Origin of the sequence: Pseudoalteromonas sp. NCIMB 1079 (genome assembly GCF_040567695.1) — a bacterium.
Lineage (GTDB): Bacteria > Pseudomonadota > Gammaproteobacteria > Enterobacterales > Alteromonadaceae > Pseudoalteromonas > Pseudoalteromonas distincta.
On the sequence record NZ_JBEWZA010000002.1, the window covers coordinates 307,852 to 329,350 of the forward strand.

The following is a 21,499-nucleotide window of genomic DNA, read 5'->3' on the forward strand; positions in this document are numbered from 1 at the left end:
TTTCTAATCAGACAAATCAATTGAGCGTGTATGTCAGAACAAATTTTTGAGTTAAAAGGGAATCTTTTTACGTTATCAGTTTTGCATCTTTATAGTACTGATATAAACCTTTTAGCAGAACAACTGTATGTAAAAATAGCCCAGGCCCCTAAGTTTTTTGAGGGTGCGCCTATTGTCGTTAATTTAATAGAAATTAAAAACAGTTCACTTGATTTTGTTCACTTAAAATCATTAATCGAGCGAATGAGTTTTAATGCGGTTGGTGTGTGTAATGGCTCAGACGAGCAACATACGCAAGCCAAAGCAGCTGGCCTATCGGTATTAAATTATTCACAAGACGTTAAGAGTGAATCTGTTAAAAAAGAACCCAATACCTCTATTGTTGAAAAAACAGTGCACTTGCCTGCACAAATAATTAATGGCACGGTACGCTCTGGTCAGCAAGTTTATGCAAAAGATCGCGATTTAGTGGTACTAGGTGCTGTAAGCCATGGCGCAGAAGTTATTGCAGATGGCAACGTACATATATACGGAACCCTACGTGGTAGAGCAATCGCTGGCGCAAAAGGGTTTAAAAACGCACATATATTTTGTAATCGCTTAGAAGCAGAACTTGTTTCTATTAATGGCAATTACTGGATCAGTGATTCACTGCAAGGTGAACACTGGGGTAGCGCTGTGCAGATACAACAAAAAAATGAATCATTAGAAATTTCAGCTTTGGTTAAAGGATAAATCTCATGGCAAAAGTTATTGTCGTTACCTCGGGTAAAGGTGGTGTTGGTAAAACAACTTCAAGTGCCGCAATTGGTACAGGCTTAGCATTAAAAGGCTACAAAACAGTTATTATCGATTTCGATATTGGCTTACGTAATTTAGATTTAATTATGGGTTGTGAACGTCGTGTAGTGTACGACTTTGTAAACGTAATTAATGGTGAAGCAAATTTAAATCAAGCTCTTATTAAAGATAAGCGCGTTGATAAACTATTTTTACTCCCTGCATCACAAACTCGTGATAAAGACGCCCTAACACGCGAAGGTGTTGAGCGCGTGCTTAACGAATTAAAAGAAGACTTTGATTACATTGTTTGTGATTCACCAGCGGGTATTGAAGCTGGCGCTATGATGGCTATGTACTTTGCCGATGAAGCAATTGTTACAACAAACCCAGAAGTGTCGTCAGTGCGAGATTCAGACCGTATTTTAGGTATTTTACACAGTAAGTCTAAGCGCGCTGAAGAAGGCTTAGAAAACATAAAAGAACATCTATTAATTACTCGCTACAATCCAGATCGTGTTTCTAAAGGTGAAATGTTATCGGTTGAAGATATTCAGGATATTTTAGCGATTGATTTATTAGGCGTTATTCCTGAGTCTCAAGCAGTATTAAGTGCATCTAACTCTGGCCAACCTGTTATTTTAGACAGCGAATCTGATGCAGGACAAGCTTATGCAGATGCGATTAGCCGCTTACTAGGTGAGACTGTCGACTTTCGCTTCTTAGATGTAGAGAAAAAAGGTTTATTCAAACGGATATTTGGAGGTTAACGTGTCTTTACTTGACTACTTCCGCTCAGAAAAGAAAAACAGTGCGTCATTAGCAAAAGAGCGATTGCAGATCATAGTCGCGCACGAACGTTCTCAACGAGGAACGCCGGATTACTTACCACAATTAAAACAAGATATTTTAGATGTGATCCGTAAATACGTTAACGTGAGCAGTGACGCAGTCCAAGTTCAATTTGATCAGAACGAAGATGACTTAGCCGTGCTTGAGCTAAACGTAACCTTGCCTGACGAAGAGCCAAAAGTATAAGGCAGTAATTAAGCATTAAATTACTGCTCGCAAAAAAGCCGTTCATTAAAGTGAACGGCTTTTTTATGTTTAACAATTTTACTTTTTAGCTTCACCCTAAAATTAAAATAAGAGAGTTATTTAAGCTCTTATATTTTAACTTGAAGTTAACTAGTTTAGTTAACACTTAAGGTTATTATATAAGTAGTTAAGCATTGCCGTAATTAGCCGAGCTTATTCTGCATCACCAAAGAACAATTTAGTGATCAATTTATTATCAATAGTCTCACCCTTTAGCGTTCTCACTAACAGCTCACTACCGAGTAGTTGCAATGAAAATACCACGTCAGGTTTTACGCGCTTAATTTGCGGAATATGTTTACTTGAATTAACCAAAGCAATTGTTTTGGTGTCCTCGCCAGCAACTTCTTTAGCCGCTAAAATACTAAACGCATTTTCAGCATCATCATTACGTAACGCTAAAATATAATTTGCCTTTTTAGCGCCCGCTTCGATTAAGATATCGGCTGAGCTTGAGTCGCCATAAACAATGTCTGCATCTACCGGATATTCGTGTTCAGACCCTGTTGGGCACACTAAAGTAACTGCATCGCCACGCTCTACCAAACCGGCATAAACACTGTGTGCGGTGGGTGAAATACCTAAAATAATAAAATGATTTTTTCTCATTACGTTCGAAATCCTACCTTTAACAATTTTTTTAAGATTACCACCAATCACAGGGCCTATAATAGCACTGATCGAAGTAGCAAAAACGGTAATACCCATAACAATAATTGATGCGGTAAATAATCGCGCTGTAGACGTTACAGGGTAAAGATCGCCATAGCCTACCGTCGACATGCTCACAATAGAAAAGTAAAATGCAGTGGGTAAATCGGTGATAGGGGTACTAAACTCGCTGCCTAAATACAAAGTGCCAAACACAGCATAAAGCATTAATGCGCCTGTACTGGTTAGAGCAAACAAACTACCTGCGGTAATACTAGAGCCATCAAAGCTTTTCCAGTATACGAGTAGTAACATGCTCACAACCATAGTGTAAGACAATAATATTAGCCCAGAGCTTGACGATGAAATACTAATAACCGCGACCACTATTAATAGTATCAGTGAAAAAGCCCACGCTAAACGTGCTTTTAAAGCTAAGCCAACCGACATTATTATTAAGCCTGCACCTAAAATAAAGCGCGGTAGTTCTGTTATTCCTATTTTATCAATTAAATTTAACCAATCGAGCGACCAGTTTAATACACCCGGTAGCATTTCGAGCATACGTGCAACAACAGGTTTAATTAGCCAGTAACCATTAAAAGCAACCAAAATAGCTAATATCCAAGCTGGTTTACATAGTTCTAATAGTTTACGTTTTATTGTTTCAACTTTCATAAAAAGCACTTTAATAACAGTGGTATATAAAAAACACCACTAAATGAATAGCAAATAAATTAATAAAGCTATTATAACTGCCTCCCAATAATAGGTGCACTTATAATAGCTTAGTATTTATACCTGTTAGCTCAATACACTATTAAGTAAGTTATCTATGTAAGCTAACCTTAGAGACTTAAATACGATCAAACATCCCATTCTTTTAGCGTATCTTTTACAAAAGAATAGCGCCAAGAACTAAGCAAATCTGGTTTAATATGCTGCTCTTTTTGTGCTGCAGATAATTTCCAATTCCAACTAATTAGTTGATTAACCTGCTTTTTAGAAGCCATTACATCCTCTGGAATATTATGTTCTTTGGCAACTTTATTAATTTTTTGTTTTATCTCTTTCGCTACTTTTTTGTAACTAGGAAAGTCTATTAAACGCTTTAAAATTGCTGGGTGTTGCTCCTCAGGTAATGCTTTTGCTTGTTCAATACACTTTAGTATTTCGACTCCCGAGCGGTTCACTTCTATCGCCTCAACGCCCGGAATTTGCCTTAATGCATTTAAACTTGCAGGGCCTCGTTTAGCAATTTCTGTCATATTATGTTCTTTTAATACAAAGTTAAGTGCTAAATTTTTACGAATTGCTTTATTTCGACGCCAAACAGCCAGCTCTCTTAATATTGCAAGTTCATGTGGCCTTAGTTGCCACGCATTTTTAATGTCTTTATAGAGCAGCTCATCTGGGGTTTGAAATTCACGCTTATTAGCCACTAACTCACTTTCGCTAATAACAATATTAAATAAATCGGCGGCTTTTACACTGTCAATAATAAGATTAAAACAGGGTAATAAATGATAGGCATCGGCAGCAGCGTACTCTAATTGTTTATTTGTTAATGGCCGTTGCAACCAATTTGTACGTGATTCACTTTTATCTATTTCAATATCCAATAAAGTTTTTACCATTAGAGCAAAGCCCATACAGTTTCCTTCGCCTAAAATTTGCAGTGCAAATTGAGTATCGAATAACGGCGTAGGAACAAACCCAGCGTACTTTTGAAAAACTTCTATGTCTTCTGAAGGAGAGTGAAATACTTTTAAAACAGCAGGATCTTTTAAGATTTGCCAAAAATCGAATAATGACAGTTCTGCCAGTGGATCTATAAGTGCTAAATGCTCGCCATCATAAACTTGAATAAGTGCAACTTCTGGGTACAAAGTACGACGACGCATAAACTCTGTGTCTATGGCTAAAACGGGCTTGTTTTTAATTTGCTCAACAAAAGTATTAAGCTGATTTTGGGTTTCAATTAATTGGTAGTGCACTTAGTCTCCTACAATAAAAAAGCCGACATTTGTCGGCTTTTTTAATGGTTGCTAATCTTTCAAGGCTCTTCTGAGTATTTTACCTACGTTAGTTTTAGGTAACTCATCCCTAAACTCAACAAGCTTAGGCACCTTATAATTAGTTAAATTATCACGACAGTGTTTTATTATATCTTTTTCAGTTAAAGAAGGGTCTTTTTTTACAACAAAAACTTTAACTTGTTCACCACTCGTATCGTGAGGGATACCAATAGCTGCTACTTCAAGCACTCCATCGTGCATGGCAACAACTTCTTCAATTTCGTTAGGGAATACATTAAAGCCCGAGACAATAATCATATCTTTTTTACGATCGACTATATAAAAGAAACCTTCGTCGTCATAAGTTGCTATGTCACCGGTAGCAAACCAGCCATCTTGTAAGCTCTCAGCGGTTGCATCTGGGCGTTTGTAGTAACCAAGCATAACTTGCGGGCCTTTAACCCAAAGCTCTCCTGGTTCACCTTTTGCTGCTTCTTGGCCATTATCAAGAATTAATTTGATTTCGGTACTTGGAGCCGGTAAACCAATTGAGCCATTATATGCCGTTAAGTCATAAGGACTAACGGTAACTAAAGGAGAACACTCGGTTAAACCATACCCTTCCATTAATTTAGATTTTGTAACTGTTTGCCATTTTTCAGCAACTGGGCGTTGTACAGCCATACCGCCGCCTAATGACATTTTTAAGTGACTAAAATCAAGTTCGGCAAATCCTGGCGTGTTTAACAAACCATTAAATAAAGTATTTACACCCGTAATAGCAGTAAATTTAGCTTTACTTAATTCTTTAATAAAACCAGGCATGTCACGTGGGTTAGTTATAAGTACATTTAATCCGCCGTACTTCATAAATGTTAAGCAGTTAGCCGTTAATGCAAAAATATGGTAAAGCGGTAACGCAGTTATTACCACTTCTTTACCGCGCTCAAGCACTGGGTCTAAACATCCTGAAACTTGCTCAAGATTACCTACCATATTACCGTGGCTTAACATTGCGCCTTTAGATACACCCGTTGTTCCGCCGGTATATTGTAAAAAAGCTAAATCACTTAAGTTAACCTCTGGGCGTACATAGGCATTTTCGTCGGCTTTAAGTAAGTCGCAAAAATCTATGGTATTTGGCAAAATGTAGCTTGGCACCATCTTTTTAATGTACTTAACAACAAAGTTTACAACATGCTTTTTAATGCCACCCATCATGTCACCTACTTGGGTAACAACAATATGTTTAACATCGGTATGCGGTAGCGCTTTTTCGAGTGTATCGGCAAAGTTAGCCAATATAAAAATTGCTGAAGTATCAGAATCTTTAAGTTGGTGCTCAAGTTCACGCACTGTGTAGAGTGGGTTTACATTAACAACAACACAGCCTGCACGTAAAATACCTAAAATAGCAATGGGCGTTTGTAACAAATTAGGCATCATAACTGCCACTTTGTCACATTTTTTAAGGCCTAAATCATTTTGAATATAAGACGCAACTTTTTTAGTTGCAGTATCAATTTCATCATAAGACAAGGTTTTACCCATATTTGTAAATGCGGGTAAATCTTTGTAGTCGGTAAAACTTTTTTCAAACACTTCGAGTAATGAGGCATAGTGCTCAGGATCGATAGTTTCAGGCATACCTTCTGGGTAGCGCTTAAGCCAAATTTTTTCCACTCTTAGCCCCTGTTTATAATTATATTTTTATTAACCTTAATCTAAGTAAGGCGCTTTAACAATTGAGCAAATACTCTAATGGAGGAATAATCCCACATTTTACGTAAACTTACAATTAACATGCACCATTTTGCAGCATAAAGTCTTGAATATGCTTAAAACAGTGTTCACTACTTTGCATATGACAGTGGTGCCCACCATCTACATTAATTACCTTTAAGCTATTGTAATAACTAATATACTTTGCCAGATTTTGTTTTACAAACGAATAACCTTCGCTACCTAAAATTAATTGACACGGTGCAATTAAATCTTTTATTGCACCAATACATTGCGCCTCATCAAACCTAAAACCTGAGTGATTTTTAAGCTTTGGATCAGTTGTTAATGTATAACCATTTAAAACCGATTTTATATTTCGCTGCATTAAAAGAGCAATAAGCTCACTATTCAAATCAGTTGTTTGAGCACGTGCTTCATAAATAAGCTCTTTCGATTTATAAACTCTCTGCTTCTTATTTTTTAAACGCGCTCTATTTAATACTGCACTTTTTAGCAGTTCACATACACCTTCGCTAGGAGTCGTAACACACCCAATCCCCTCAATAAAGGTAACAGATTTTACATAATCACCAAAGCAACTAGCAAAAAGCCCTGCAACCATGGCTCCCATCGAATGTCCAACTAAATGAACTTTTTTAACACCAAGCGCATTAATAAGTTGGTACACATCATCAATATAATCAACAAAATAATAATGTGCATCATCACTTCGCCTAGATGATAAACCATGCCCCACAAAATCAATACAGTACCAAGTGTGCTTTGGCTTAGCTTTACTTAACATTGGTATAAAACTGTGGCAGTTATCTAACCAACCATGCAACGCTATTACTATTTCATCCCCAGAACCTACTTTTAAGCCATGAATATTCAAGTTATTGGTTTTAATATTAAATGGCTGCACGGCAAGTCCTTTATTAATTTAGAGCATCATTATTTATAGCATACAAGTTGTCAGACCACTAACCGAGAAAATGGTGCAAAATTCGCTATTTAATTATCTTGATGATCTAAAGAAAGCAAAAAATATAAAATAAAATTTAAACAATATCATAAGTTTAATTACAAAAAAAATAAGCTGATCTTTTTAAATATGTTTGCTTTGTATACCTTTTAAACAATTAAAAGGTGATAGCATTATATGTAGTTAAGCTATAACCAGTATAATTTAAATAAATAGAACTAACAGCGTTAACTACAATTCTATTCATATAACCCCAAATTATAAATATCTTAGATATTCATTTATTTATCATACTATCTGTATACAATATCAGCGGCTATTAAATAAGGTACACTCATAAGGTACACAACCATGAAAAAACAGATCAGCTTATTAGCGCTTTTATGCACCGCTTCTGGTGCTTACGCAGAATCAGCACCTAAAAATGTAATTTATATGATTGGTGACGGCATGGGTCCGGCTTACACCACGGCTTATCGCTATTTTAAAGATGACCCTGCAACAAAAGAAGTAGAAGGCACGGTTTTTGACACTATTTTAAAGGGTATGGCTCGTACCTACCCTGATGACCATACTTATGTGACAGACAGCGCAGCAGGTGCTACAGCACTCAGTAGCGGTCATAAAAGTTACAATGGCGCAATTGCAGTAGATACAGACAAAAAGTCAGTTAAAACCATGCTTGAAATAGCAAATGAGCGCGGTATGACAACAGCGCTTGTAGCAACTTCACAAATTAACCACGCAACTCCAGCAAGTTTTGCGGCGCATAATGAATCACGTAATAATTATAATGACATTGCCAATGACTACATCGACAATAAAATTGCGGGTAAATTACCGGTTGATTTAATGCTTGGTGGCGGTACTAAATACTTTATTCGTGATGACCGTAATTTAGTTGATGAATTTAAAGCCGCTGGTTATCAATATGGCGACGACATTAAAAACCTAGGGCAAATTACACAAATACCTGCAATTGGTTTATACGCATCTAAAGGCTTACCTTTTGCATTAGATGAAAACCCAACTCGTCTTACTCAGTTAACGTCTAAAGCACTTGGTTTATTAGATAATCAAAACAAAGAAGGCTTTTTTGTGATGATTGAAGGCAGCCAAATTGATTGGTGTGGTCACTCTAACGATATTGCCTGTGCAATGGCTGAGATGGATGATTTTGCTAAATCAATCGAAAAAGCAAAAGCCTATGTAGATAAAAACGAAGATACTATTTTAGTTATTACTGCAGATCACTCTACAGGAGGGTTAACCCTTGGCGCACATGGTCAGTACAAATGGGAAACTGATGTAGTAAAAGGTGTTAAAGCAACTGCTGGTAAACTAACTCAACTTTTACTGGATTCTGATGATTTAAAACCAGTATGGACTGCTAACACCAATATTGAATTTACAACTGAAAACCAAATAAAACTTGAGCAAGCTAAAAAAATGGGTGAAAAAGCGCTTAATTTAGCTGTTAAAAGTATTATTAGCGATGCAAGCTTTACTGGCTGGACAACAGGCGGTCATACCGCTGTAGACGTGCAGGTATTTGCCTATGGTAAAGGCAGTGAGCAATTTATTGGTTCACAAAATAATACTGATATAGCAGATAAGCTGATTGGCTTTATTAAGCAGTAAGCTTTACGTGGATTTGAACACAAAAAGCCCGAACATTTGTTCGGGCTTTTTATTAAATTTTATAGCTGTATTTATCTAAAGCGCTTACATAAGCGTTAAGCGTATATATCAACGCCTATTAAATTTTGTACTTCTGCTCTGCGTTCTAAATTAGCAAATTCAGTATAAGTAGAAATCGCTTTGCTTACTTGAGCTGTCGGTTGGTCGTAAATTGTTTGGCTGTATTCATTGCTTTTAGCACTGCTTTTAAACAGCTGATTAGCCAGTTCAACACCCTCAACACTGTTTTTTACGTAATCGGTATTTGTTTTTTTAGCAGCCGGTTGGTCTAATAAACTCTGTGGTTTATTAGTAACAACTTTAGTAGAGCTAACCCTACCCGGAATATCTCCGGTAAAAAAACCTGAACCAATAGGCAGCGTCATTACGCGTCTCCAACCTTAATAATGCATAAAATTATGATTTAAAAACAACCAATTTGCAAATAATATGATTACTCACGTCCTGGTAGCTTTTTCCACGTTACCGTATCGCGCACATATTTAGGTTGAGCGTCACTCGCTTTTACAACGTCACCCGCTAAAAACGCGGCTTCAACATGCGCTAACATATAACGTGCATCAGGCAATGTAATATCAGTATTAATTGTCACGTTTTCAAAGTCATTAAGCGCATCAGGATAGGTTTTAAAACCTGTGCCCACTGCTACAGATGGCTCAGTGGTTGCTATATACTCATTGTTTAGTAAATCAGGTTTTATAACGCATTCTTGGTTAACTAAAAGCATTAGATTATTTTGCGCTTGGTAATGTGCAAAGTATATCTCACCCATACGCGCATCTATACTTGGATAAACACTTAGGCTGCCATTTTGTTCAAACGTTTGTTGAGCCATAGTAGCCAGTGTAGACACACCAACAAGCGGCAAATTAGTTGAATACGCTAAGCCTTGCGCTATAGCAACACTAATACGTACACCGGTGAAACTACCTGGCCCTTGGCCAAAACCGATTACGTCTAAATCTTTTAATTTACAGTTTGCTTTAGTTAACAGTTCATCCACAAGTGGAAGTATTTTTTGGCTGTGCTGCTGCGGACACTCTTCAAAATGATGAAACGTTTGGCCCTGGTAATGTAAGACAATTGAAAGTGCTTCAGTTGAAGCATCAAGGGCGAGGATATTACTTTTGATCATTTTAGTACTCTAATTAATTTGTTTTAAAAATGTATTGGCATCTTCTAAGCTTCGCGTGCGGCGCATCGGTGGTAAGCTTTTCAAAAATACTTGGCCATATTGGCGCGTAACTAAGCGATTATCGCATATTACAAGTACGCCTTTGTCTTTACTATCTCGAATTAAACGCCCTACACCTTGCTTTAGCGCAATAACAGCCTGCGGTAATTGTATGTGTGAAAAAGGGTCTTTTCCCTGCATTTGGCAATCTTGCATTTTAGCTTGTAGCAATGGATCGTCAGGGGCTGCAAATGGCAATTTGTCTATAATAACACAGCTTAATGTACTGCCGCGTACATCAACACCTTCCCAAAAAGAAGCCGTGCCGAGTAATACCGCATTACCATGGCGAGTAAATTTCTCTAAAATTATACGCTTAGACATTTGCCCTTGCATATAAACTGGGTAGTCTATTTGTGTAGTTAGCCCTTCGGCCACTAAGTGCATCATTCGATAGCTAGTAAATAGCACAAAACAACGCCCTTGTGCTGATTTTATAAGCTCAAGCGTTAGTTTTACAATTGCATGTGGCATATTATCAGCATGCGATTCGGGTAAGTAGCGAGGTAAACACAGCAGCGCCTGATTAGGGTAATCAAATGGGCTATCTACCATCATACTTTGTTTTGGTTTCAAACCTAGGCTTGCATTAAAATGCTCTAGTTTGTTATCAACCGAAAGTGTTGCTGAAGTGAATACAAACCCTGCGCCCGTGTCTTGCATCATTTGAGCAAACTTAGCTGATACATTCAATGGCGTTATATTAATTGTTAAATAACGGCGCGTTGTTTCATACCAATAACTAAAGCCGGTTTGGGCTGTATCAAAAACCCGCTCTAACTGCCCTTTAAACGCAAGTGCACGTTCAAATGGATGCTCAATTTTGTCGCTTCTATCTAGGCAAAGTTTAAGTACTTGGTAAACAAAATCTAAATCACTGATCACACGATGGAGCGCCGCGCAAATTTGTTTATCGCTTAGTTTTTCTCGCCAATCGCCACGACTGCCATCAACACCAAATTGTAATCGTAAATCAGCAACGCTTGTCTCAAGCTTGTTTAAGCTTTTACCAAGTTGCAGCATATCGGGAATTTCAGCTCTATAAATAGCACGTAAATCATTAATTAAATCTACCAACTTTTTAGTGCTTACACTTTCACCAAAGTAATCACTAGCAATTTCGCTTAACTGATGGGCTTCATCAAATATATATGCGTCGGCTTTTGGCATAAGTTCAGCAAAGCCACTTTCTTTTACAGCCATATCAGCAAAAAACAAATGGTGATTAATTACAACCACATCGGCATCGGCCGCAGTTAAACGTGCTTTGCGTATATAACAGCTTTGAAAATCTGGACACTCTTTACCTAAACAATTATCGGCTGTTGAATTTACATAAGGCAGTACTTTGGCATCATCTTCTATACCTATGCAATCGGCTAAATCGCCCGATTGTGTTTCGCTTGCAAACTTAGCTACCATAGCTAGTTGATGCATTACGTCAGAGTCGTCAGTAGGTACATGTGCAACATGTTGATTAAGTCGGTAGGTGCATAGGTAATTGGCGCGCCCTTTTAATAAGGCGGTTTTTTTTGAAGCACTTAAAGCTTTAACTAGTTGCGGTAAATCTCGGTGATAAAGCTGCTCTTGTAGAGCTTTAGAACCTGTTGATATTATCGTGCGCCCTTTTGACTTAAGTGCAGGGGCTAAATATGCAAATGTTTTACCCGTACCCGTGCCTGCTTCAACAACTAATTGCGAACTGTTTTTTAATGCATCCGCAACAGCTACTGCCATATCAATTTGTGGTTGGCGAGGCGTATACCCATCTAAAGATAACGCTAAAGGCCCGGTTGCACTAAACAGCTGTTTGATAATACCAATCACTTTAAAATAAATAATAGCGGGATTTTACGTAAGCAAAGCATTAAGGGCAAGTAATTACAAAACCCACTTTTACTTTACGAATTAATACGCACTTTAATAGTGAGATTAATCATTCGATTTTCCAATACACTGTGTATTTATAACGTACATTTAATTTAATAATGACAATATTTACAAAGCCTAATTTTCTATTAACTTTTACTAAAAACAATCCGTATTAAAAGCTATATTTAGGCATAAAAACTGTGACTCTGAAATATTACAGGAGTACCATACGCGGGTTTATAATCCTCTTTTTCGTGTGTCGTTAAAAAAATAGTAAGGTTAGCCAATGAATGCTTGGTATCTCATTTGTTTTCTCTCTGCCATTGCAATTTTTATTGCTTTTGCAAACCAATATATCCTCAAAATGCAAACTACAATTGCCATTACTACAGGCTCAGTTGTTATTTCTTTATTATTGATTATTGCCGTTAAATTATTAGGCGATCAAAATGCGTTAGCCATGACCCAAATTGTTTCCAGTATTAACTTTAACGAGTTATTACTCAAAGGTATGCTCGGATTTTTACTTTATGCTGGCGCATTGGAAATTAACCTTATGGCGCTTCGTAAACAGCGCTGGGAAATAACCACACTAGTGCTATTTTCTACTATTGCTTCCACTTTTATAGTCGGTTATTTAAGTTTTTATCTGTTTGCCTTATTTGGCTTTGATGTACCGTTTATATACTGTTTATTATTTGGCGCGCTTATTAGCCCAACCGACCCTATTGCCGTACTTGCTATTATTAAACAAATGCGAGCGCCAGAAGGAATCTCAGTTCAAGTAGAAGGTGAGTCGCTATTTAACGACGGTATTGGTTTAGTAATATTTACGACCATTTTTTCGGTTGCTTTTTATGGCACCGATGCACAATTTGGCGATATAGCAGAACTCTTTTTTGTAGACGCCCTAGGCGGCATTGCGTTTGGTTTGGTTATCGCTTTGGTTGGCCACTTTTTAATTATTAACAGCCGCGATGTAAACATTCGCTTATTGATAACCTTAACTATTCCTACCGCAGGTTTTGCTGCTGCAAATATTTGGGAAATATCAGGCGCACTTGCCATGGTAACGAGCGGCATATTAATGGGTAACATTACTCGTACTAAAGCAACTGAGCGCACGGGGCCTGAAGACACTCGTTACGTAAAAGATTTTTGGCATGCAACCGATAGCTTTTTAAATGCCCTACTGTTTTTAATAATAGGTATGCTAATAGTGACTATGCCAATCACGCTTGGTGAAATTGGCTTAGGCTTACTAATGGTACCTGCAGTATTACTAGCACGCTTTATTAGTGTAGGCGCACCCTTTGTTATCTTTAAACGCTTTAGAAGTTACGATAAACACAGTGTTAAAATTTTAACCTGGGGTGGGCTACGTGGAGGTCTAGCACTGGCAATGGCGGCAGCAATCCCACGCGAGCAAGTTTTTGTAGGCGGCTCTGACCTACATAACCTAATCGTTATTGTTACCTACGTTGTGGTTATATTTTCTATTATTGTACAAGGCTTAACTATTTCGCCGCTTATTCAAAGCAGCATTAAGTCAGCTGAGCAAGCAAAGTAATAAATGCTTTGTGAGCAATCAACTCAGTAACCAAGTTATTATATAAATCACTTGGTTACTGTTACTCACATGTTACAAAAACACTTTAAAGTTCTATAAATTGTTATCCTTTTTATTTATCTTCTTTGTTTAAATTAATCCGCTTGAAATGCAAATGAAAACAATTATAATTTTGGCTTTTCCTCTGTAGGGCTTTTCAATGTCCAAAAATAATTCTCACGTGTTTTTAAATTTGGTATCTCTGGGCAAACGACAATTTCATTGTTTTTTTGTGCTTTTTATAATGGCTATGGCAAGCTTTAATGTGTCGGCCTCACCTAATGAGCAAACAAAAATAAAACAAATTGCACAGCTTGCAGAGTATATAGGTGTAGATTACGTGGCAGCTGTTGGAAATGATGAAATACTAGACCCCGACGAATATCAAGAAATGACTGAATTTTCGCACGTTATTATTGAGCAAGCTGGACAGCTATCAAGCCAAACCAATGAGTTTGATACAGTAAAGGCACAAGCTAAAGCACTGCATACAGCGATTGCTAATAAAGCGAGTGTTGCCGATGTACGTGCAGCAAGCTCAGCGCTTCGTGAGTCGCTGCTTACCTTTATGCCACAACTATCGTTACCTACATCGCTGCTTCCGGTTGAGCAGACTAAAGCGCTTTTTGCTACTAACTGCTCAATGTGTCACGGCCAAAGTGGTCAAGGCGACGGCCCGCTTGCAAAAGATTTATCGCCAGAACCTACCAACTTTACCGACGAAGAACGTGCAACTAACCGCTCATTAATGGGGTTGTTTGACGCTGTAAGTAACGGCATTGACGACACACCTATGGTTGCTTTTACCCAATTTAATGAACAACAACGATGGTCTTTAGCTTTCTATGTAGGTAGCTTGGCATTTAAAGATGTTCAAAAACCACAAAATGTAGAACAAAACATTACCGCTTCGCAGATTGTAAACCTAAACCCTGCACAATTATCGGCAGGTCAAAGTGAAGCACAAGCACATTACGTTAAATGGCTTCGTGGTAATCCAGAGCAATTATTTAGCGCTAACAAAAATCCGATAACAGTTACTCGCACGCAATTACTTGCAGCGCAAGCCGAGCATGCTAAAGGCAATTACTCACAAGCAAGTGATTTAGCAATTAGCGCATACTTAGATGGCTTTGAGCTTGTTGAAAACAACTTAAATGCCTACGACGAAACACTGCGTAAAAACATCGAAGTACAACTGATGAACCTGCGCCAAACATTCAAAAACGAAAAAGATACAGTCGTCGTTGCCGAAAAAGTAAGTGCCGCACTAACACAACTCGATAAAGCTGATAGCATGCTAAACGAAACCAAGCTAACTGATGGCGCTCTACTTTCAGCTAGTTTAATAATATTACTGCGAGAAGGCTTAGAGGCACTCTTAGTTATTATTGCCCTTATGACTGTGCTTATTAAAACGAAACGTCAAGATGCACTTAAATACGTACATATTGGCTGGGTAACAGCACTTATTGCCGGTGGCTTAACATGGGCTGCTGCGCAAACATTAATAGAAATAAGTGGTGCAAGTCGCGAAGTTATGGAAGGTACTGGTGCATTGTTTGCCGCTGTAATTTTACTGTATGTTGGCGTATGGATGCACAGTAAAACAAGTGCGCAACAATGGCAAAAATATATAAAAGACAATATAGATAAGCGTCTTGAGTCGGGTACATTATGGGGATTAGCGGGGCTTTCTTTTATTGCCGTATACCGAGAAGTATTCGAAACCGTGCTGTTTTATCAGTCATTATTAACGCAAAGCTCGCCTGCTCAATATTCATCTATTGCATCGGGTTTTGCGATAGCTATAGCAATACTGGCTATTATTACGTGGGTATTAATTAAATACTCAATTAAATTACCGGTGGCTAAGTTTTTTGCCATTACCACTTACCTACTATTTGTACTCTCGTTTGTGCTTATGGGCAAAGCCGTTATTGCATTACAAGAGGCCGATATAATAGGTATTGCGTCGCTGCCGATGAGCTTTGATATTGCATGGCTTGGTATAAAATCGACATGGCAAGGTATTGTGGCTCAAGTATGTGTGTTTGCAATATTTAGCTTTTATATATTTAAAAGCAAAAACCAATAGTAATGCCTATCTGCTTAAGAGTTTAAGCTAATTGGCATAAGCAAAATACATAGTAAAAAGGCCCGCAAGGGCCTTTTTAATTAATTGCTTATGTATTTAGTAAAGCTGGTATTTTCAAGCCCATGTATCTAAATGGGGGTTTTCGTCATCGTCTACGTTAGACTTTTTTTTACTACTTTGATCATCAAGCATATTGAGCTTTTTCTTTTTCTGTAACTCACGCCTTTTTTTATTCTCTAGTTCAACTTTTTCAGTAGCCGATCCACTTTGCACACCCGCAATATGGAAAGCGCCTTTTGACTCAACTTCTAGCCTGGTGATTCTTCCTAAATAAGGGATCATGATATCCATACGTACTTCCTTATTTAACTGTTTGATTATCAAAATGCTAAATTTGAATGATAAACAAACAATTATTCGCTAAAATTGCGCTTATTATCTTAATATTATCGACAGTTATAACATATGCTTTAATTAAGCTAAAAAAAACTTGCCATAATATCGCTGTTTATGTTTTTATGAATGCGAAATTTATTTAAACAGATAACAACTGCACGTTAACAAAGCAACGGGCAGTTATATAGGATAAAAAATGCGCTTAAACCTGACAACAGTACATCATCACCACCATTCACCGGAATAACCTGTCAGGTCTTTCGCTGAGAGGTTATTCCTAAAAGGAACCTCTGGCGATTCAAAAAACATTGATTCATTTTCGCCCTGAGGTTCCCCTCGGGGTTTTTTTAGTTTTTAAATTAAAGGAAAATGAATAATGAGTAACACAAATCGTCTACGTATCGCCATCCAAAAAGGCGGCCGCCTATCTAAAGATTGTCAAGATCTGTTAAAACAGTTAGGTGTTAAGCTTAACCTTCGTGAACAACGCTTAATTGCACACTCAACTAATATGCCAATTGACGTACTACGTGTGCGCGATGACGATATTCCTGGTTTAGTAATGGACGGTGTATGTGACTTAGGAATAGTTGGCGAAAATGTACTAGTAGAAGTTCAAGCAGAACGTGAACGCCAAGGTGTTCCAAGCGAAGTAAACAAACTTTCAAAACTAGATTTTGGTTACTGTCGTCTTGCACTTGCATGGCCACAAGAGCTAGGCGCTCGCGATAAGAGCTGGTTTGAAGGCAAACGTATTGCAACTACCTACCCAGAAATTTTAACTCAGTGGTTAAAGCGCGAAGGCATTAACGCAAGTACAGTAATGCTTACTGGCTCTGTTGAAGTAGCACCACGTGCAGGTTTATCTGATGCAATTTGTGATTTGGTATCTACTGGCGCAACACTTGAAGCTAACGGCTTAATTCAAGGTGATACAATTTTAGAATCAAACGCATGTTTAATTCAAAATAAAGATCTGCAAGATGCTGACAAACTAGCACTAATCAATAAGCTTATGCCGCGCCTACGTGGTGTTAGACAAGCTAAAGAAAGCAAATACATCATGCTACACGCACCAAAAAATAAACTTGATGAAATTTGTGAAATTTTACCTGGTTCTGGTCAACCGACTCTACTTGCCCTTGCGGGTAATGAAGAATACGTAGCACTTCACATGGTAAGCAGCGAAACATTATTTTGGGAAACAATGGAGCAGTTAAAGGCCCTAGGCGCTAACTCTATTTTAGTTATGCCAATTGAAAAAATGATGGAGTAAGTACCATGCTTCGTTGGAATGAGGAATCTTCACAAGTACAAGCCGCGGCGCTAATGCGCCCTGCAGTTTCTGTAAGCGCAAAGGTTGAAGCAATATGCAAAACTATTTTAGCTAATGTAAAAGAGCAAGGCGATGAGGCCTTACTTAGCATGGCCAAAGAGTTTGATAATAGAGCTAACCCACGTTTGCGTGTACCGCTAGATGAAATTAACGCATCAGAGCAAGCACTAAGTGCAGAGCTTAAATACGCAATTGATACCGCTTATGCAAACGTTAAACGTTTTCACGAAGCGCAGTTGCCAAAAGATATTAAATTATCGACCCAACCAGGCGTTGTATGTGAACTGAAATATCAAGCCATCGAAGCAGTCGGTATTTATGTACCCGGTGGCAGTGCTCCACTGCCATCGTCGGTTATTATGCAAGGTGTATTAGCACAGTTAAGCGGCGCTAAAACCGTTGTACTAGCTACGCCGGTACAAGGTGATAAAGCAATTAACCCTGCTATTTTATATGCAGCTAAGTTATGTGGCATTACTACTTTGATAGAAAGTGGTGGCGCAGGCGCAATTGCAGCAATGGCTTATGGCACCGAATCAGTTCCTAAAGTAAACAAAATTTTTGGCCCAGGTAATAGCTTCGTAACAATGGCTAAACAGCTCGTTGCGCAAACTATCCCAGGTATGGCAATTGATATGCCAGCAGGTCCTTCTGAAGTATTAGTTATTGCAGATGAACGTGCAAACCCAGAATTTATAGCCGCCGACTTACTCTCACAAGCAGAGCACGGCGCAGACTCGCAAGTTATTTTACTATGTAACAGCGAAAGTATTATAGAACAAACTCAGCAGGCACTTACACGCCAGTTAGCTAATTTGAGCCGCAAAGAAACAGCCGAGCAAGCGCTCGCTAATTCTTCACTTATTTTGGTTGATTCAATTGAGCAAGCATTTGACGTATCGGCGCAATACGGCCCAGAGCACTTAATTTTACAACTAGGCGATGCAACACCTTACCTAGACAAAGTTAAAAATGCAGGCTCAGTATTTGTAGGTGACTACACACCAGAATCTGCAGGCGATTACGCATCGGGTACTAACCACGTGTTACCAACATATGGTTATAGTGCAACTTACTCGAGTTTAAACTTGCTTGATTTTTTCCGTACATACACAGTGCAAACAATTACTAAAAGTGGTTTAACGCAGCTTTCAAAAGCAATTTTACCACTTGCAGATGCAGAAGGCCTTGATGCCCACGCTAATGCGGTTTCAATTCGTTTAGAGGCAATTAAAAATGAGCAATGAGAGCGCACAAGCGTCTAGCTTATTACCTAAAAATATTGCAGCCCTTGCTGCATACAGCTCTGCAAAAAGTGAAAAGCTAACCGGTACTACGTGGCTAAATGCTAACGAAAGCCCGTATGCTAAAAATCTTGAACTGAGTATTGAGGATTTAAATCGCTATCCCGACCCACAACCGCAACTGGTTATTGACAGGTATGCAGCTTATACAGAGCTTGAAAGCGAAAATGTATTAATGACGCGCGGCGCAGATGAAGGCATTGAGCTTTTAGTGCGCACATACTGTGAGCCAGCTAAAGATAGTATTGCGCTATTTTTACCAACCTACGGTATGTACAAAGTAACGGCTGATACACACAACGTTGGTATTAACGCGCTTACCCAAGAGTTATTACTAAATGGCAGTGCTGACGAAATAGTCGCAGCTGTTGGCAGCTCAAAACTGGTGTTTATTTGTAACCCAAATAACCCAACGGGTAGCTTAACACCACTTGATAAAGTAAAAGCGATTGCAACAGCACTTGCAGGTAAAGCACTGGTTATTGTTGATGAAGCCTATATAGAGTTTTGCCCAGAGCAAAGCGCCACAAAACTTATTAATGAGTTTAGGAATGTAGTGGTTCTGCGCACGCTTTCTAAAGCCTTTGCGCTAGCAGGGCTCAGAACGGGCTTTACGCTTGCACAAGCAGCAACACTAGCGCCAATTCGTAAAGTCATTGCGCCGTATCCGGTATCAGGTGTTGTAGCAAATATTGCAGCGCAAGCAATTGCACCCGATGCAATTACATCAATGCGCCGCCAAGTTACTATTTTAAATAGCTTAAAAGCTAAGTTGGTAGATTGGCTAAACGCCTCCCCTGCTGCATTAAAAATTCTCACTGGTGAAGGTAACTTTGTTACTTTAAAATTAGCCGACAAAAACTACTTTAAAATTGCACTTGAGCAAGGTTTGGTTATGCGCGCTTTTACACTATACGGTGAAGACGACTGGCTACGAATTTCAATTGGCAGTGAACAAGAACTTGAACAAGTAAAAATTTGGTTAGATGGCTTACAAACGCCGGCTACCGCAGCATCTTTAGCAGGAAACGAAGTATCATGAGTAACCCCTATTTATTTATAGACCGCGACGGCACTATTATTGAAGAGCCAATTACCGACAAACAGGTAGATAGCCTTGAAAAGCTAGCATTTTTACCTGGTGTTATTCCTGCGTTATTACAATTACAAGCCGCAGGTTACCGTTTAGTAATGGTGTCTAACCAAGATGGTTTAGGCACAGATAGTTTTCCTACTGCTGATTTTGACATAGCACAAGACAAAATGATGGACATAATGCAAAGCCAAGGCATTAGCTTTGACGAAGTATTAATTTGCCCTCACTTTAACGAGCAAAACTGCGATTGCCGTAAACCTAAAACGGGCTTACTTACCGAGCTTATGCGCTCAGGCAAAGTAGACTTAGCGCGCTCTTTTGTTATTGGCGATCGCCAGACCGATATTGGCCTTGCTCAAAACTTATGTTGTGAAGGTATTTTATACGACGGCGATTGGAGTGCGATAGTAACTAAATTGACCACTGCAAACCGCGAAGGTCGTGTTACACGCAACACTAAAGAAACCCAAATTGATGTAGCCATAAACTTAGATCAAACTAAAAATGGCAGCATAGACACCGGACTTGGCTTTTTTGATCACATGCTTGATCAAATCCGCACCCACGCAAACATTGGTTTAAACATTAAAGCCAAAGGCGATTTACACATAGACGAGCACCACCTTGTTGAAGACATTGGTATTGCTCTTGGTGTTGCACTTAAACAAGCGCTTGGCACTAAATCGCAAATTGCACGCTATGGTTTTGCTCTTCCTATGGATGAATGTAAAGCTGAAGCACAAATTGATTTATCGGGCCGTGCATCATTTGTATTAAACGCTAACTTTAGCCGCGAAAAAGCAGGCGACTTAGACGTGCAAATGGTTGAGCACTTTTTCAAGAGCTTAAGTGATAACGCCGCTATTAGCCTTATTTTATCGGTAAGCGACGGTAACTGTCATCACCAAGTAGAAGGCTTATTTAAAGCGTTTTCACGTGCACTTCGTATGGCAGTAGCACAAGACACGACCCAACAAACAGCCAGCTCTAAGGGATGTTTATGATTGCCATAATTAATACCGGTTGTGCCAATATAAATTCAGTACGTTTTGCGTTTGAACGCTTAGGGCAAACGCCAACAGTAATTACTTCACCAGAGCAATTAGCGGGTTTTGAGCGCGCTATATTACCAGGTGTAGGTCACGCATCGGTTGCTATGAAGCGCCTAGTCGATAACGGCTGGCAACAAGCTATAAATGAATACCAGCGCCCGCTTATGGGTATTTGTTTAGGTATGCAGTTACTGTGCGAAAGCACCGAAGAAGGTAACGTACAGTGCCTAGGTAAAATACCAGGGCAAGTAAAAGCGCTTGATGTAGGCAATTTAACGTCGCCGCATATGGGTTGGAATAACTTAAGCGTTAATAAAGAGCATGCATTAACTAAAGGGCTGACGCTCGATGAGCAAGTGTATTTTGTTCACAGCTTTGCGCACACCGTAAACGACGCCACACTCGTGAGCGGCGAATATGGTCAAACCTTTTCAGCCATTGTTGCTAAAGACAATTACGCAGGCATGCAATTTCACCCAGAGCGCAGCGCAAAAGTTGGCGCACGTTTATTACAAAATTTTGTTGATTGGCAGTTATAAGCTGC

19 protein-coding genes are annotated in these 21,499 nt (G+C 38.8%); 11 read left to right on the forward strand and 8 right to left on the reverse strand.

The window, feature by feature from the left end:
- Nucleotides 1–30: 30 nt before the first annotated feature.
- From minC to minE, 3 genes are read left to right on the forward strand one after another with little or no spacing between them, the layout of a single operon-like run.
- Entirely contained in the window at nucleotides 31–735 is a 705-nt protein-coding gene (minC, locus tag ABX891_RS18075; protein WP_354630289.1) for a septum site-determining protein MinC, read from the forward strand.
- A 5-nt stretch (nucleotides 736–740) separates the two neighbouring features.
- A complete protein-coding gene (gene minD, locus ABX891_RS18080) occupies nucleotides 741–1,550 on the forward strand; it encodes a septum site-determining protein MinD (RefSeq protein WP_011330130.1) in 810 nt (269 codons plus the stop codon).
- A gap of 1 nt (nucleotide 1,551) precedes the next feature.
- The gene (gene minE, locus ABX891_RS18085; protein ID WP_024604840.1) at nucleotides 1,552–1,818 is read left to right on the forward strand and encodes a cell division topological specificity factor MinE; all 267 of its coding nucleotides are present in this window, start codon (nucleotides 1,552–1,554) and stop codon (nucleotides 1,816–1,818) included.
- 213 nt (nucleotides 1,819–2,031) lie between these two features.
- Here minE and kch read toward each other — a convergent pair whose 3' ends face one another.
- From kch to ABX891_RS18105, 4 genes are all read right to left on the reverse strand, one after another.
- A complete protein-coding gene (kch, locus tag ABX891_RS18090; protein WP_011330128.1) occupies nucleotides 2,032–3,207 on the reverse strand; it encodes a voltage-gated potassium channel protein in 1,176 nt (391 codons plus the stop codon).
- A gap of 188 nt (nucleotides 3,208–3,395) precedes the next feature.
- On the reverse strand, nucleotides 3,396–4,526 hold the full coding sequence (rnd, locus tag ABX891_RS18095; protein ID WP_011330127.1) for a ribonuclease D: 1,131 nt from the start codon (nucleotides 4,524–4,526) through the stop codon (nucleotides 3,396–3,398).
- Nucleotides 4,527–4,577: 51 nt separating this feature from the next.
- Nucleotides 4,578–6,230: a long-chain-fatty-acid--CoA ligase FadD gene (gene fadD, locus ABX891_RS18100; protein ID WP_354630290.1), complete on the reverse strand. Its 1,653-nt coding sequence runs from the start codon at nucleotides 6,228–6,230 to the stop codon at nucleotides 4,578–4,580.
- A 115-nt stretch (nucleotides 6,231–6,345) separates the two neighbouring features.
- Entirely contained in the window at nucleotides 6,346–7,197 is an 852-nt protein-coding gene (locus ABX891_RS18105; protein ID WP_354630291.1) for an alpha/beta hydrolase, read from the reverse strand.
- Between the two features lie 411 nt (nucleotides 7,198–7,608).
- Here ABX891_RS18105 and ABX891_RS18110 point away from each other — a divergent pair, with 411 nt between their 5' ends.
- Nucleotides 7,609–8,898 (forward strand): alkaline phosphatase, encoded by a 1,290-nt coding sequence (locus ABX891_RS18110; RefSeq protein ID WP_354630292.1) that lies wholly within the window; start codon nucleotides 7,609–7,611, stop codon nucleotides 8,896–8,898.
- 95 nt (nucleotides 8,899–8,993) lie between these two features.
- Here the strand turns inward: ABX891_RS18110 and ABX891_RS18115 are convergent, their stop codons facing one another.
- The 3 genes from ABX891_RS18115 to yoaA all read right to left on the reverse strand — a co-directional run bounded on the left by ABX891_RS18115 (nucleotide 8,994) and on the right by yoaA (nucleotide 12,019).
- Entirely contained in the window at nucleotides 8,994–9,323 is a 330-nt protein-coding gene (locus tag ABX891_RS18115; protein WP_193226942.1) for a hypothetical protein, read from the reverse strand.
- A 68-nt stretch (nucleotides 9,324–9,391) separates the two neighbouring features.
- Nucleotides 9,392–10,093, reverse strand: coding sequence for a tRNA (adenosine(37)-N6)-threonylcarbamoyltransferase complex dimerization subunit type 1 TsaB (gene tsaB, locus ABX891_RS18120; RefSeq protein WP_182672377.1), 702 nt, complete (start codon nucleotides 10,091–10,093; stop codon nucleotides 9,392–9,394).
- 9 nt (nucleotides 10,094–10,102) lie between these two features.
- Nucleotides 10,103–12,019 (reverse strand): DNA repair helicase YoaA, encoded by a 1,917-nt coding sequence (gene yoaA / locus ABX891_RS18125; RefSeq protein ID WP_002960248.1) that lies wholly within the window; start codon nucleotides 12,017–12,019, stop codon nucleotides 10,103–10,105.
- Nucleotides 12,020–12,350: 331 nt separating this feature from the next.
- On the opposite strand from yoaA, the gene ABX891_RS18130 reads away from it, so the two are divergent.
- Together ABX891_RS18130 and ABX891_RS18135 are read left to right on the forward strand one after the other, a co-directional pair.
- On the forward strand, nucleotides 12,351–13,634 hold the full coding sequence (locus ABX891_RS18130) for a cation:proton antiporter (RefSeq protein WP_354630293.1): 1,284 nt from the start codon (nucleotides 12,351–12,353) through the stop codon (nucleotides 13,632–13,634).
- 283 nt (nucleotides 13,635–13,917) lie between these two features.
- Nucleotides 13,918–15,771: a cytochrome c/FTR1 family iron permease gene (locus ABX891_RS18135; RefSeq protein WP_354630506.1), complete on the forward strand. Its 1,854-nt coding sequence runs from the start codon at nucleotides 13,918–13,920 to the stop codon at nucleotides 15,769–15,771.
- 114 nt (nucleotides 15,772–15,885) lie between these two features.
- Here the strand turns inward: ABX891_RS18135 and ABX891_RS18140 are convergent, their stop codons facing one another.
- Nucleotides 15,886–16,122 carry a hypothetical protein gene (locus ABX891_RS18140; protein WP_096794606.1) on the reverse strand — a complete coding sequence of 79 codons (237 nt, stop codon included), beginning with the start codon at nucleotides 16,120–16,122 and terminating at the stop codon, nucleotides 15,886–15,888.
- 421 nt (nucleotides 16,123–16,543) lie between these two features.
- Here ABX891_RS18140 and hisG point away from each other — a divergent pair, with 421 nt between their 5' ends.
- From hisG to hisH, 5 genes are read left to right on the forward strand one after another with little or no spacing between them, the layout of a single operon-like run.
- Nucleotides 16,544–17,443: an ATP phosphoribosyltransferase gene (gene hisG, locus ABX891_RS18145; RefSeq protein ID WP_002960257.1), complete on the forward strand. Its 900-nt coding sequence runs from the start codon at nucleotides 16,544–16,546 to the stop codon at nucleotides 17,441–17,443.
- A gap of 5 nt (nucleotides 17,444–17,448) precedes the next feature.
- Entirely contained in the window at nucleotides 17,449–18,750 is a 1,302-nt protein-coding gene (hisD, locus tag ABX891_RS18150; RefSeq protein WP_354630294.1) for a histidinol dehydrogenase, read from the forward strand.
- Complete coding sequence (gene hisC / locus ABX891_RS18155) at nucleotides 18,740–19,849, forward strand: histidinol-phosphate transaminase (protein ID WP_354630295.1); 1,110 nt, start codon at nucleotides 18,740–18,742, stop codon at nucleotides 19,847–19,849. Before hisD ends, hisC begins: the two co-directional genes overlap by 11 nt.
- On the forward strand, nucleotides 19,846–20,907 hold the full coding sequence (gene hisB / locus ABX891_RS18160) for a bifunctional histidinol-phosphatase/imidazoleglycerol-phosphate dehydratase HisB (RefSeq protein ID WP_182724733.1): 1,062 nt from the start codon (nucleotides 19,846–19,848) through the stop codon (nucleotides 20,905–20,907). Before hisC ends, hisB begins: the two co-directional genes overlap by 4 nt.
- Nucleotides 20,904–21,494, forward strand: coding sequence for an imidazole glycerol phosphate synthase subunit HisH (gene hisH / locus ABX891_RS18165; protein ID WP_002960265.1), 591 nt, complete (start codon nucleotides 20,904–20,906; stop codon nucleotides 21,492–21,494). Before hisB ends, hisH begins: the two co-directional genes overlap by 4 nt.
- Nucleotides 21,495–21,499: the final 5 nt, after the last annotated feature.